This window comes from Roseateles sp. UC29_93 (genome assembly GCF_042695725.1).
Lineage (GTDB): Bacteria > Pseudomonadota > Gammaproteobacteria > Burkholderiales > Burkholderiaceae_C > Roseateles > Roseateles noduli_A.
The window spans coordinates 1,460,038-1,473,161 of sequence record NZ_CP170545.1 but is presented as its reverse complement, the minus strand read 5'-3'; the positions used below and the strand labels follow the sequence as shown (position 1 = coordinate 1,473,161).

General features: G+C 69.7%; 12 protein-coding genes and 1 pseudogene. 9 read left to right on the top strand and 4 right to left on the bottom strand.

Annotation, left to right across the window (positions count from 1 at the left end; genetic code table 11):
• The first annotated feature begins 62 nt into the window (after positions 1 to 62).
• Complete coding sequence (locus ACFJIX_RS06925; RefSeq protein ID WP_377158693.1) at positions 63 to 266, top strand: hypothetical protein; 204 nt, start codon at positions 63 to 65, stop codon at positions 264 to 266.
• Here ACFJIX_RS06925 and ACFJIX_RS06920 read toward each other — a convergent pair whose 3' ends face one another.
• Positions 267 to 1,250 (bottom strand): LysR family transcriptional regulator ArgP, encoded by a 984-nt coding sequence (locus ACFJIX_RS06920; RefSeq protein WP_377158692.1) that lies wholly within the window; start codon positions 1,248 to 1,250, stop codon positions 267 to 269. It abuts the gene before it with no gap.
• Positions 1,251 to 1,400: 150 nt separating this feature from the next.
• Between ACFJIX_RS06920 and ACFJIX_RS06915 the strand changes: the two genes are divergently transcribed.
• The 5 genes and pseudogenes from ACFJIX_RS06915 to ACFJIX_RS06895 all read left to right on the top strand — a co-directional run bounded on the left by ACFJIX_RS06915 (position 1,401) and on the right by ACFJIX_RS06895 (position 7,449).
• On the top strand, positions 1,401 to 1,760 hold the full coding sequence (locus tag ACFJIX_RS06915; protein ID WP_377158691.1) for a LysE/ArgO family amino acid transporter: 360 nt from the start codon (positions 1,401 to 1,403) through the stop codon (positions 1,758 to 1,760).
• The gene (locus tag ACFJIX_RS06910) at positions 1,757 to 2,020 is read left to right on the top strand and encodes a LysE/ArgO family amino acid transporter (RefSeq protein ID WP_377158689.1); all 264 of its coding nucleotides are present in this window, start codon (positions 1,757 to 1,759) and stop codon (positions 2,018 to 2,020) included. Before ACFJIX_RS06915 ends, ACFJIX_RS06910 begins: the two co-directional genes overlap by 4 nt.
• 57 nt (positions 2,021 to 2,077) lie before the next feature.
• The gene (locus ACFJIX_RS06905) at positions 2,078 to 3,403 is read left to right on the top strand and encodes a D-amino acid dehydrogenase (RefSeq protein ID WP_377158688.1); all 1,326 of its coding nucleotides are present in this window, start codon (positions 2,078 to 2,080) and stop codon (positions 3,401 to 3,403) included.
• Between the two features lie 97 nt (positions 3,404 to 3,500).
• Positions 3,501 to 4,830, top strand: a pseudogene (locus ACFJIX_RS06900) (Hsp70 family protein).
• Positions 4,831 to 4,944: 114 nt separating this feature from the next.
• On the top strand, positions 4,945 to 7,449 hold the full coding sequence (locus ACFJIX_RS06895) for a prolyl oligopeptidase family serine peptidase (RefSeq protein ID WP_377158686.1): 2,505 nt from the start codon (positions 4,945 to 4,947) through the stop codon (positions 7,447 to 7,449).
• A gap of 28 nt (positions 7,450 to 7,477) precedes the next feature.
• Here ACFJIX_RS06895 and ACFJIX_RS06890 read toward each other — a convergent pair whose 3' ends face one another.
• Positions 7,478 to 8,314: a YecA family protein gene (locus ACFJIX_RS06890; protein WP_377158684.1), complete on the bottom strand. Its 837-nt coding sequence runs from the start codon at positions 8,312 to 8,314 to the stop codon at positions 7,478 to 7,480.
• A 402-nt stretch (positions 8,315 to 8,716) separates the two neighbouring features.
• On the opposite strand from ACFJIX_RS06890, the gene ACFJIX_RS06885 reads away from it, so the two are divergent.
• The gene (locus ACFJIX_RS06885) at positions 8,717 to 9,193 is read left to right on the top strand and encodes a GNAT family N-acetyltransferase (protein ID WP_377158682.1); all 477 of its coding nucleotides are present in this window, start codon (positions 8,717 to 8,719) and stop codon (positions 9,191 to 9,193) included.
• On the opposite strand, the gene ACFJIX_RS06880 is transcribed toward ACFJIX_RS06885, so the two are convergent.
• Positions 9,190 to 9,699: a DinB family protein gene (locus tag ACFJIX_RS06880; protein ID WP_377158681.1), complete on the bottom strand. Its 510-nt coding sequence runs from the start codon at positions 9,697 to 9,699 to the stop codon at positions 9,190 to 9,192. The two genes, ACFJIX_RS06885 and ACFJIX_RS06880, sit on opposite strands and share 4 nt — an antisense overlap.
• Before the next feature lie 210 nt (positions 9,700 to 9,909).
• Here ACFJIX_RS06880 and ACFJIX_RS06875 point away from each other — a divergent pair, with 210 nt between their 5' ends.
• Positions 9,910 to 10,479, top strand: coding sequence for a hypothetical protein (locus ACFJIX_RS06875; RefSeq protein ID WP_377158680.1), 570 nt, complete (start codon positions 9,910 to 9,912; stop codon positions 10,477 to 10,479).
• On the opposite strand, the gene ACFJIX_RS06870 is transcribed toward ACFJIX_RS06875, so the two are convergent.
• On the bottom strand, positions 10,460 to 11,368 hold the full coding sequence (locus ACFJIX_RS06870) for a LysR substrate-binding domain-containing protein (RefSeq protein ID WP_377158679.1): 909 nt from the start codon (positions 11,366 to 11,368) through the stop codon (positions 10,460 to 10,462). The genes ACFJIX_RS06875 and ACFJIX_RS06870 overlap by 20 nt on opposite strands.
• A gap of 212 nt (positions 11,369 to 11,580) precedes the next feature.
• Here ACFJIX_RS06870 and ACFJIX_RS06865 point away from each other — a divergent pair, with 212 nt between their 5' ends.
• The gene (locus tag ACFJIX_RS06865) at positions 11,581 to 13,113 is read left to right on the top strand and encodes a CoA-acylating methylmalonate-semialdehyde dehydrogenase (protein ID WP_377158678.1); all 1,533 of its coding nucleotides are present in this window, start codon (positions 11,581 to 11,583) and stop codon (positions 13,111 to 13,113) included.
• The last annotated feature ends 11 nt before the right edge of the window (positions 13,114 to 13,124 follow it).

The window sequence follows — 13,124 nt, the reverse complement described above, 5'->3', positions numbered from 1 at the left end:
CCGGACCTTCCCTAGTTCGTGGAAGCCATTGCTTTCTCATGTCTCCACTGATTCACAAATCGATGACCTGGGCAATCGTCAGCAGCGTCGTGCTGACTTCCGCCTGGCTGGCCAATTCCGTGCAGGACAAGCACGAGCGCGGCGGTTACCGGCTGCGTCTGGCCGAGCAGCGCGCCACGCCCGCATCGGCCGCACCGACCGTGGTCCCCGCGCATCTGAAGGCGCAAGCCGAGACCCAGGTGCAGGTCGCGTCGCTCAAGCGCTGATCAAGGCGTCCCGGGCACCCCGGGCCAGCGCTTCTCCGATCTGGTCCAGCAACGCCGGAGGCGCACCGCCTTCCGGCGCTGAGGCCTGTCCGGCTTTCCCGGTTCTTGCGGCGTTGGCGACGCCCGCGGCGCCGGCGGCGGTCTCCCGCCGAGCTTCCACTGGTGCCAGTACAGGGCGACCTCCACCTGCACCTCCGGTCGCAGTGCCACCAGTTCCCCGCTCGCGAGCAGCGGCCGGACCTGCAGCTCCGGCGCGACGCCGACCCCCCAGCCCATCCGCACCGCGTTCACGTAGCCCTCGCTGGATGGCACGTATCGGGCGTTCAGCCGCGCCGAGCGCAGCCCCATTGCCTGGCGGACCCACTGCTGCTGGGCGTCGTCCTTGCGGTTGAAGACCAGGAAGGGCACCTGCGCGAAGTTGGCCGCCCCCAGGCCGTCGGGCAGCATCCTCGCGACGAAGTCGGGGCTGGCGACGGCGATGTAGCGCATCACGCCCAGCGGCTGGGCGATGCATCCGCGCAGGGCCTGGGGCACGGTCGTGACGCAGCCCAGCACCTCGCCCTGGCGCAGCCAGTCATGGGTGAAGTCCTGGTCGTCGACGACCAGCTCCAGCCCGAATCCCTCCCGCATCCCGCGCTGCACCAGCGGGTCGAGCGCCGGGAGCACCCAGGTCGCCAGGCTGTCGGCATTCACCGCGATCGGCAGCCGCTCGGCCTGGGCCGCCTGCACGCCGAGTTCCCGGACGACGTCGGAGCGCAGCGCCGCCAGCTGGCGCGCATAACGCAGCAGGCGCTTGCCCGGTTCGGTGAGCCGCAACGGCCGGGAGCGCACGACCAGCAGCTGTCCGACCTGGGCTTCCAGACTGCGCAGCCGCTGCGACACGGCGCTCTGCGTGATGGCCAGCGTCTCTGCCGCCCGTTCGAAGCTGCGTTCGTCGGCCAGCGCGGCGAGGCAATCCAGGCCGGCGGCGTCCAGGTCTTTCATAAGCGTTCCTAATGGAGACGCTGAGATATTAATCCCGCTTCATGAAAGAGGGTGTGCTCCCGACAATCCGGCGAACCGTTCCTTCGGACGGGTGGCAACGCTCGCCCCAACACCTTCTTTCTCCCGCTCCGTTTCAGACGGATCCCTCCGATGTCATCGTCCAGCGCAGCCCTGTTGCAAGGCTGGCTCACCGGAGCCGGTCTGATCGTCGCCATCGGCGCGCAGAACGCGCTCGTGCTGCGGCAGGGCCTGATGCGCCAGCACGTGGCGCCGGTGGTGGTGGTGTGCGCGCTGTCGGACATGCTCCTGATCTGGCTGGGCGTGTTCGGGCTGGGCCGATTGATCGCCGCCAGCCCGCTGCTGATGGAAGCCTTCCGCTGGGGTGGTGCCGCTTTCCTGCTGGCCTACGGCGCGAAGGCGGCGCTGCGCGCGTTGTCCCCCAGGCCGGTCTGCAGGCGCAGGCGGGCAGTGCCTCGCTGCCGACGGTCCTGGGCAGCACGCTGGCGATGACGTATCTGAACCCGCATGTCTACCTGGACACGGTGGTGCTGCTGGGCACCGTCGGTGCGCAGCAGCCGGCGGGCCTGCAATTGCCGTTCGCGGCGGGCGCCTCGGTGGCGTCCTGGATGTGGTTCTCGCTGTTGGGCTTCGGCGCGGCGGCGGTCGCGCCGGCGTTGCGCCGGCCGGCGGTCTGGCGCAGCATCGATGCCTTGATCGCCGTCGTGATGGCCGTGCTGGGACTGCAGCTGATCCTGCGCCCGCTGGCCTGAAGCATGCATGTCCAACGCTGAACCGCAGCAGAACCACAAGTTCACCTGGAGCTCTCCATGAAGGTCATCGTTCTCGGCGCCGGCATCATCGGCATCCACACCGCCTGGTACCTGCTGGACCAGGGTCACGATGTCGTCGTCGTCGACCGCCAGCCCGATGCGGCGCTGGAAACCAGCTTCGCCAACGGCGCGCAGATCTCGGTCTGCTTCTGCGAGCCCTGGGCCAACGCCGGGGCGCCCTTCAAGGTCGCCAAGTGGCTGTTGAAGGACGACGCGCCGCTGCTGTTCCGCCCGCGGCTGGATCCGGCGCAGTGGCGCTGGGGGCTGTCCTTCCTGGGTCAGTGCACGACGGCCGCGTTCGAGCGCAACGTCGAGCAGCTCGTGCGCCTGGGCCGCTACAGCCATGAGTCGCTGCAATCGCTCGTCGCGGAAACGGGCATCGAATACAACCGCCTCCAGAAGGGCATCCTGCACTTCTTCGGCAGCGAAGCCGACTTCGAGGCCGGCGCGCAGGGCGCCGAGATCATGCGCCGCCACGGCGTCGACCGTCGCGTGCTGAGCCGCGACGAAGTCCTGGCGATCGAGCCCGCGCTGCGCTCGGCCCAGCATGCGGTGTTCGGCGGCACCTACACGCCGAGCGACGAATCCGGCGACGCCCGCGTTTTCACGCAGGCGTTGGCGAAGCTGGCCGAGAAGCGCGGCGCGCAGTTCCTGTGGAACCACGACATCGTGACCCTGCAGTCGCAGGGCGGCGCGCAGGGGACCGAGATCGCGGGCGTGCAGATCCAGTCGCGCGAGACTGGCCAGACGCAATGGCTCAAGGGCGACGCCTACGTCGTGGCGCTGGCGTCGTATGCGCCGGCCCTGACGAAGTCCCTGGGCGAGCACCTCAACATCTATCCGGCCAAGGGCTACTCGGCCACGCTGCGGCTGAAGAAGCCGGAGCAGGCCAGCACCGTGAGCCTGCTGGACGACGCGCGCAAGATCGCGATCTCGCGTCTGGGCGACTTCGTCCGCATCGCCGGGACCGCCGAACTGGTGGGCCTGGACACGAGCCTGGACAGCCCGACCTCCAAGGTCCGTTGCGAGTCGCTGGTGCGTCGCTATGAAGAGCTGTTCCCGGGCGTCGCCGACCTCTCCGAGCCGAACTTCTGGACCGGCCTGCGCCCGAGCACGCCGACCAACGTGCCCTACATCGGCCGCAGCCAGAAGGCGTCCAACCTGTGGATCAACGCCGGTCACGGCACGCTGGGCTGGACGCACGGCGCCGGCTCCGGCCGCGCGCTGGCGGAACTGATGAGCGGCAAGCGGCCCGAACTGGACTTCGGCTTCTATGGCGACGCGTTGCCTGCCCAGGCCGTGCGGAGCCTGCAGCCCGCCTGATCCGGCGGAACCCCTCCCGGCGTCATCGGAGCGCCGGAGCCCCGAAACCAGGGCGCGGCTAGAATCCGCGCCCTTTTCGCATTTCCGCCGCGCCGCCATGTCCTCTCTGCTTTCCGACCTGCCGCGCGATTTCTGCGCCATCGACTTCGGCACCTCCAACTCGGCGGTCGCCGTGCCCGACATCGAACGCCCCGGCGCGATGCGCCTGGTGCCGCTCGAAGGCGGCAACGTGACCATGCCGACGGCGGTCTTCTACTTCGCCGAGGGGCGCCGACGACGCCGACGGCCCGCCGCGCGCCTTCGGCCGCGCGGCGATGAACGCCTACGTCGAGGGCGTCGACGGCCGGCTGATGCGCTCGATGAAGAGCATCCTCGGTACCAGCCTGATCGACCAGGTCACCGACGTCGGCGGCGGCCGCGGCGTGAAGTACATCGACATGCTCAGCGGCTACCTGAAGCGCCTGCGCAAGCAGGCCGGCCTGTCCGATTCGCACGGCCACGAACCGCGCCGCGTCGTGCTCGGCCGGCCGGTCTACTTCGTCGACGGCGAGCCTGAGCGCGACGCCGCGGCGCAGGCCTCGCTGGCTGCCGCCGCGCGGGCGGTGGGTTTCGAGGACGTGCACTTCCAGTTCGAGCCGATCGCGGCGGCGTTCGACTTCGAGCAACAGGCCGACCGCGAGCAGCTCGTGCTGGTGGCCGACATCGGCGGCGGCACTTCCGACTTCTCGCTGGTGCGCGTCGGCCCCGACCGCGCGAAGCGGCTGGATCGCCGTGACGACATCCTCGCCAACCACGGCGTGCACATCGCCGGCACGGACTTCGACCGCCACATCGAGCTGACCGGCATCCTGCGCGAATTCGGCTATCGCGCGCTCGGCCCCGCCAAGCCCGGCCAAACGCCGCGCGAGGTGCCCAGCGGCGTCTACTTCGACCTCGCGACCTGGCACCTGATCAACACCTGCTACAGCCCGCAGCGCGTGCTGGAGCTGCGCAACATGAAGGGCTTCTACGGCGATCCGCGCCATCACCAGCGACTGATGACGGTGCTGGACGAGCGGCTCGGCCACGAGCTCGCGAACCGCGCGGAAGACGCCAAGATCGAAGTCGCCGGCGGCGGCGACTGCACGATCGACCTGCAGCTGATCGAGTCCGGCCTGACGGTGCCGCTCTCGGAAGCCGTGGCGCTGGATGCGCTGCGCGGCGACATCGAGCGCATCGCGCAGGCGGGTCGCGAGACGGTCGAGCGCGCGGGGCTGAAGCCGTCGGACATCGATGCGCTGTACTTCACCGGCGGCTCGACCGGCCTGACCGTGCTGGCCGACCGCATCGCGGCGGACTACCCCGACGCCAAGACGGTGCGCGGCGACCGTTTCGCGTCAGTCGCGACCGGATTGGGCCTGCATGCGGCGCGTCTGTTCGCTGCGTGATTCGGACGTGAGGCCGGGAGCCTGAAACCTCGGGATCACCCGGGGGGCTGACGTCGGACATCGGGGGAGGGCGCTGCTAGATTGCCGCCTTCCTCTGCTTAACGGTGCCGACACATGCCCACGCCTCGCGCCTCGTCGTTGATCCCGCTGACCCTGTCCCTGTCCGCCGCGTTCAGCGGTCTCTCCGCGATCGCGGCGCCGGCGGACGAGGCCGCGTCGACCTCGGCCCTGACCTCCGCCGCGACGCTGGCGCAGATCTATCAGCAGCCGTCCGAGGCGATCCGCGCGGTGCTCGACGCGAAGGCCTTGCCGGTCTTCCAGGTCTCGCCGGACCAGCGCACGCTGGCGATCGTCGTCAACCGCAAGTCGCGCGCGATCGCCGAGCTCGCGCGGCCGGTGCTGCGTCAGGCCGGCCTGCGCTACGACCCGGCGACCGACAGCCCGCAGCTGATCACCACGATCGAATCGCTGTCGCTGCGCCCGCTTCAGAACGGCGCGGACGGCGTCGCGCGTCCCGTCGTGCTGCCCGCGGGTGGCGCCTTCCATCACCTGCGTTTCTCGCCGGACGGCAAGCGCTTCCTGCTGAACCGTCGCACCGACACGGCCGTCGAGCTGTGGGTCGGCGACGTCGCGACCGGCAAGCTCAAGGCCGTGCCCAAGCTCAAGCTGCACACGATGCTCGAGAACGACGTCGTGTGGCTCAATGATCATGAGCTCGTCACGCTGACGGTGCCGGCCAGGCGCGGTCCGGCGCCGACCTTCGCCGCGCCGTCGGGTCCGGCTATCCAGGAATCCATCGCACGCAACTCGCCGGAGCGCACCCAGCAGGACCTGCTGACCAATGCGCAAGAGGCGACCGTCTTCGCGCATCACGCGACCTCGCAGCTGGCGCGCATCGACCTGAACACCGGCGCGGTGCGTCCGGTCGGCGAGCCGGGCCTCTTCAGTCACCTCGAGGCGCTGGGCACGCCGGGTCAGGTCTTGACGATGCGGCTGCTGCCGCCGTTCAGCTACCAGGTCGGCTGGGATGACTTCGCCGCGCAGGCCGAGGTCCGCGGCATCGACGGCAAGGTCGCGGCGATCGGCAAGGTGAAGCTGAAGGAAGGCGTGCCGGTCGAAGGCGTGATCACCGGCCCGCGCCACTTCTTCGCATCGCCCGGCGCGGACGGCGCGGTCTATTGGGTCGAGGCGCTGGACGGCGGCGACAACCGCGCGCAGGTGCCCCATCGCGACCGGCTGATGCGCCTGGATGCGCCCTACACCGGCGAGGCGCGCGAGGTGCATCGCGTCCCGCAGCGGCTGTCGCGGCTTGAGTTCCTCGAAGGCGGCAAGCAGGCGCTGGTGCAGGACTTCGACCTGACGAAGATGCGCACGTCGACCGAGCTCGTCACGACGGACGGCACGTCGCCGGCGCAACGCCTGGTCGAGCGCTCGGTGCGCGACCGCTATCGCGATCCGGGCACGCCGGTGCATCGGATGCAGCCGACGGGTCGCGCGGTGGTGCGCCTGGACGGCGATGCGATCTGGTACTTCGGCACGGGTGCGAGCCCCGAAGGCGACAAGCCCTTCATCGACCGGCTCGTGCTCGCGGACAACAAGAGGACGCGCGTGTTCCAGTCCGGCGCCGAGGCCAACGGTGGCGACAGCGCGCACTACGAGCGCCCGCTGGCCGTGCTCGACACCGAAGGCGCCCGCGTCCTGACGGTGCGCGAAAGCGTCAGCGAGCCCGGCAACGTGACGCTGCGCGGCGGCGCTGCGCTCGCCACGGCGCAGGCGCTGACGGAGGTGAAGGACCCGTCGCCGCAGCTGCGCGACATCCAGCGCGAGTTCGTCCGCTTCAAGCGCGCGGATGGCGTCGAGCTGTCGTTCTGGCTCTACAAGCCGCCGGGCTACCAGGCCGGCGAGCGTCGCCCGACGTTTGTCTGGGCCTATCCGCTGGAGTACACGGACGCGTCGACGGCGGGTCAGGTGAGCGGCTCCGGCAACCGCTTCAACAGCTTCGCGGCCACCAGCCCGCTGATGCTGCTGCTGGACGGCTACGTGGTGCTGATGGACGCGACGATGCCGGTGGTCGGTGACCCGAAGACGGTCAACGACAGCTTCATCGCGCAGATCACGGCGAACGCGCAGGCGGTCATCGACAAGGCGGTGGAGCTGGGTGTCAGCGACCGCGAGCACATGGTCGTCGGCGGGCACAGCTACGGCGCGTTCATGACGGCCAACCTGCTGGCGCACACCCACCTGTTCAAGGCGGGCATCGCGCGCAGCGGCGCGTACAACCGCAGCCTGACGCCGTTCGGCTTCCAGAGCGAACGCCGCACCTACTGGGAGGCGCAGGACGTCTACCAGAAGCTCTCGCCGTTCAACTACGCCGACAAGCTGAAGGAGCCGCTGCTGCTGATCCACGGCGAGGCGGACAACAACTCCGGCACCTTCCCCATCCAGAGCGCGCGGCTGTACCAGGCTCTGGCGGGCACGGGCGGCACGGTGCGCTACGTCACGCTGCCGTTCGAGTCGCACGGCTATTCGGCGCGCGAATCGGTGGGACACACGCTCTGGGAGATGAGCGAGTGGATGAAACGCCAGGTCGGACCCGGCGCGGCGATTCCTCAGCGCTGAGCGCTGAAGTCGCGCTGCGCTGACGACCTCAGCGCAGGCGACGGGGCGGCGGTCCGCCGCGGCGCGGGCCGCCCGGACCGCCAGGCCCCCCGCGATGGCCGCCTGGCCGTTGCGGTTTGGGGGCGGGCTGCGGCCGGGAGACGTCCGCCAGCAGCAGACTGGCGCGGACGAGGCTCTCGACCGCGTCGTCGAGCTCTTCCGGCGGCTCCAGGCTCTCGATCTCCTCAAGCAGCGCATCGGCGTCCTCGAGGTCCTCGGGATCCAGATGCATGTAGAGCTGGGCGAGCGGTTCGGTGAGTTCGGTCTCGTCCAGGTTCATCAATGCCGGGAACAGATCGGCCGCGAGCGCGAAGCCCGCGACCCAGGGCAGCACCGTCTCGGAGGCGGAGGCGTCCTCGTCGAGTTCGAACACCCAGGGATCGAACCACTGGCGATCGGCGATGGCCTGCTTGAGGTCGTGCTCGCGGCGCTGGACGAGTTGCAGCAGCGGCCGCGCGTCGTAGCGGGCGGGGGCGGGCCGGCCCTCCTCGGAGTCGAGCACCCAGCGCCACCAGTCGGACAGCGGGACCGGCTTGGGTTGCAGGATCACGGCGACGAGGAAGCCGTCGAGCATCGACACGTCGAGCGGTTCCAGCGGCGCGGGCACCTCGTCGAGCAGCGCTTGCAGCTCCTCGAGATCGGCATCGCTCCAGGCCTCGGGCGGCGCGCCAGGCGCCGCGGCGGGCGGAGCGGACGGGCCCGGGCCGGCGAATCCCTGTTGCGGCCGCGGACCCCGCGCTGGCGTGCCAGCCTTGGCGGGGCTCCCGGAAGTCTTGGGAGCGGGCCTGCGAGGCGCGGACTTGTTGGGGTGCTTGGGCGCGGTCATGGGGGCGATTATCCGGGTGGGCCCGTCACGGCAGGTCTGTCACGTGGCTTCTGTTCGCCACCGCACGAAAGTCATGGTGCGAACAAGGCGGTAGCGTGCAGTTTTCCGTAATGCGGAGTCGCTCTTACACCTGCTGACCATTTTTCGCATGTATCCCACCTTGAGGGGATGCCGCATGCTCAGGGTTCGCCCTAGAGTGCATCTACGCCCTCCAACGGCGCGGCCCGCAAGGCCCCGATGGACGGCACCGATCCCAACGACGTCCTTTCTAGGACTTGCAACGCCCGGTCAGCTCTGCTGGTCGGGCGTCCTTTTTTGTGGATCGCGAGCCTGGGAGGCGGCTCGGACTGTTCTTCCGCGATGACCGGATGACCGCTGAGGACGCGCGGAGAATCCGTCGCCATGATCCACGCTCCTGGCTCCCTGCCAATCGTTCAGTTCCAGCGCGCTGAGTCCACGGACGCCGATGCTCTGGTGGCCCTGCGCATCGCCGCCATGCGCGAAAGCCTCGAGCGCATCGGCCGCTTCGATCCCCAGCGCGCCCGCGAGCGCTTCCTGTCGACCTTCGATCCGACGCGCACGCGGCACATCGTCGTCGACGGACATCGCGTCGGCTTCGTCGTCACGACGCCGCAGGTGGAATGGCTGTCGCTCGATCACCTCTACATCGATCCGTCGAGCCAAGGTCGCGGCATCGGCGCTGCGGTGCTGGCGGACGTCTTCGATGAATCGCGGCGGCTCGGCCTGCCGGTGCGGGTCGGGGCGCTGAAGCAGAGCGACTCGAATCGCTTCTACCAGCGGCACGGATTCGAGCTCGTCGACGAAGGCGAGTTCGATTGCTACTACCTCCGCCCGCTGGACCGGGACATCGCGGCTTAGCCGTGCTCGCGCCGCTCCGGCTCTTCCCGGTGCAGCGTCACGGCCAAGGTGTCCCGCGGCGGCGACAACGAGATCTGTTTCAGGAGGCGCCCGACCTCGCCACGATGAAACCCGTCGTGGGTCGCGACGTGGAACAGTATTTCCTCGCGCGTCATCGCGCCACGATCGCCGTCGGTGAAGGTGAATGCGATGCGCTCGGCCAGTTGCTCCGGCGTGACCGACGCGACGTAGTCCAGGAACCATCGATCCGACGCCGCGTGCGCCGCACGCAGCGCCTCCGGCGTCGGCGTCTCGACGGTGTTGCTGGCCGTGTACCCGTGCGGCCGGCCCGTCAGGTGCCCCGTGAAGATCTGGTTGACCACGTAGCAGTGATTCAGGATCCGCAGGGCCGTCTGGCGCTCTTCGGGGTGCTGCCCGGCGTCGGGCGTCTCGAGGACCTGAAGGAACCCGTCATGGGCCCAGGCCTGGTGGCGGAACAGCTTCGACAGGATGGAGACGGTGCTCATGGTCGGTCACTCCTTGGCGGTCGGCCTGCGACGGGCGTCGGCTGGTCGTCATCTTGGCAGTGACGGGCTCGCCAACCAAACGTCAGCCTCCAGGAGGGGGGCGATTAAAGCATCGACATCCCACGGTCGCCTTCACGTCCATGGGCGCCCGACACACGACTCGGTCGCCGCCGTGATCCCTCCGGCTCACGGATCTCATTGGGAACCGACATGGACACGACACTCGACGACGCGGCCGTCGCCGCGCCGGCCGCCACCTCCGGCATCTCCGCGACCTTCCGCGATGCCCGGCATCTGATGGAGGACGTCGCCGCCCGTTGGCGCGACAGCCTCGCGCGGACGGAGACGGACCTCGCCGCGCTGCTGCACCTGAACGAGCGCGCGGAAGCCGAGCGCGACGAGCTGCAGGCGCATCTGGACCGGGCCGCCGCCGACCGGGACGAAGCGCTCTCCCGCGTCGCCGAACGCGACGCCAGCATCGAGCGCCTCACCATCGAGTTGCGCCACGCGCGCGACATCGCCTCGGACGCGCTCGTCGGCAAGGCCAAGGACCAGCTCGCCATCGCGGGCAAGGACGGACAACTCGCCGACCTCCGCCAGCAGCTGGAGCGCCAGGTCGCGACCTCCGCCGCGGAATCCGACAAGCGCCTCGCCGCCGAGATGGAGCTCGTCGGCGCCACCACCGCCCGTGACAACTTCGCCGCCGAGATCGCCGACCTTCGCGCGCGGCTGGATGCCCTTTCGGGGATCGGCGCCGCGGTCAATACCCCTCGCTCATGACGCCCTTGAGGTGGTCGATCAGCAATCGCACCCCCTGCGGGGTGTGGCTGCTCCACGGGTGGATCGCGTAGATCGCATCACCGAAGAAGCCGACCGCGCGCCAGTCGGGCAGGACCTCGACCAGCCGACCCTCCCGCATCGCATCGCGCGCGCTGAAGTCGGGCAACAGCGCAATGCCCAGCCCCGACAGCGCGCCGTCCCGCAGCACCTCGCTGTTGCTGGCGCGGAAGTGACCCTGGACCGGCACGCGGATGCGCTCGGGCTCCGCGTCGCCCGCGCTGCGTTCGAAGAACCACTGCGCGGGTCCCGGCCGCAGATACGGCAGGCAGCGGTGCTGCGCCAGTTCCGCCGGATGCTGCGGCACGCCGGCCCGCTCCAGATAGGCCGGACTCGCCGTCAGCAGCGCCCGCGACGCGCACAGCTTGAACGCCACATGCGTCTCCGGCGGCGCGCTCGTGTGCCGGATCGCCAGGTCGAAGCCCTCCTGCGCCAGCGGCACCAGCCGGTCCGACAGGTCGAGCTCGATCCGCAACTCCGGATAGCGCTCGAAGAAGGCCGGCAGCGCCGGGGCCACGTGTTGCCTGCCCAGCGCCACCGGCGCCGTGACGCGCAGCAATCCTCGTGGCGCGCCGGCCGCCTCGCGCGCTTCGCTCAGGCTGCGGTTCAGCAGGACGAGGCCCGGCTCCGCCTGCTCGACGAGCCGCAACCCCGCCTCGCTCAGGCGCACCGAGCGCGTCGTGCGCTGCACCAGCTGCTGGTCGAGGTGGCGTTCCAGCTCCGCCACCCGCTGACTGATCGCCGCCTTCGACAGCCCCAGCCGCTGCGCTGCCTTGGTGAAGCTGCCGAGCCGCGCCACCGCGATCAGCGCCTGCAGCTGCGACCACAGCAATTCATCGCGCGCGTCCCCCCGTATGGACGAAGGACCAACACCCTCCGAGGGCAGGCTTGCGGGGGCGGGCACAGCAGGAGCGGGGGAGCGGGGGGAGGGACGGGTGGCCATGATTGTTCAGTCTATCGAACAATGTGATCGGTGATCTGGGCTAGGCAGGGGAGGGCCCGGTGCCTAGACTCATCCCAACCCCCAAGAAGCAGGAGACCGCCGTGACCTCGTCCGCCCATGCCCCCGCCGCCTTCACCGACAGCGCCGACATCACCCACTTCATCGCTGGTGAGCGAGTCCCGGCGACATCGGGTCGCAGCCAAGCGGTTTTCAATCCCGCCACGGGCCAGGTCGCCCGTCAGCTCCAGCTCGGCAACGTCGAGGACGTGAACACCGCTGTCGCTGCCGCGCAGGCCGCCTTCCCCGCCTGGGCGGATGCGCCGCCGCTGCGCCGCGCGCGCGTGATGTTCAAGTTCCTCGAGCTGCTGAACCAGCATCGCGACCGCCTCGCCGCCATGATCACCGCCGAGCACGGCAAGGTCTTCACCGACGCGCAGGGCGAGGTGAGCCGCGGCATCGACGTCGTCGAGTTCGCCTGCGGCGTGCCGCAACTGCTCAAGGGCGACTACACCGAGCAGGTCTCCACCGGCATCGACAACTGGACCACGCGCCAGGCGCTGGGCGTGGTCGCCGGCATCACGCCGTTCAACTTCCCCTTCATGGTCCCGATGTGGATGGCCCCGCTGGCCATCGCCACCGGCAACGCCTTCATCCTCAAGCCCAGCGAGCGCGACCCGTCGCCGAGCCTCGCCGTTGCCGAACTCTTCAAGCAGGCCGGTCTGCCCGACGGCATCTTCCAGGTCGTGCAGGGCGACAAGCAGGTCGTCGATGCGCTGCTGCATCACCCCGACGTGCGGGCGCTGAGCTTCGTCGGCTCCACGCCGATCGCGCAGTACATCTACGAGACCGGCGCCCGCAACGGCAAGCGCGTGCAGGCGCTCGGCGGCGCGAAGAACCACATGGTCGTCATGCCCGATGCCGACATCGACCAGGCCGTCGATGCGCTGATCGGCGCCGCCTACGGCTCGGCCGGCGAGCGCTGCATGGCGATCTCGGTGGCCGTGCTGGTCGGCGACGTCGCCGACCGCATCGTGCCGCTGCTCGCCGAGCGCGCGAAGGCGCTCAAGATCAAGAACGGCATGGCGCTCGACGCCGAGATGGGGCCGATCGTCACGCGCGAAGCGCGCGACCGCATCGAGGGCTACATCGCCCACGGCGTCGAGGAAGGCGCCACGTTGGTCGTCGATGGCCGCGGCCACCGCGTCGACGGCCTGCCTGACGGCTTCTTCACCGGCGGCACGCTGTTCGACCACGTCCAGCCGTCGATGCGCATCTACAAGGAAGAGATCTTCGGCCCCGTGCTGGCTTGCGTGCGGGTCAAGGACTTCGGCGCGGCGCTGGACCTCGTCAACGCGCACGAGTTCGGCAACGGCGTCGCCTGCTTCACCAGCGACGGCAACGTCGCGCGCGAGTTCGCGCGCCGCGTGCAGGTCGGCATGGTCGGCATCAATGTGCCGATCCCGGTGCCGATGGCCTGGCACGGTTTCGGCGGCTGGAAGAAGAGCCTCTTCGGCGACATGCACGCCTACGGCGAAGAGGGCGTCCGCTTCTACACGAAGCAGAAGAGCGTCATGCAGCGCTGGCCCGCCAGCATCGCCAAGGGCGCCGAGTTCGTGATGCCCACGAGCAAGTAGGCCCCGCAGGG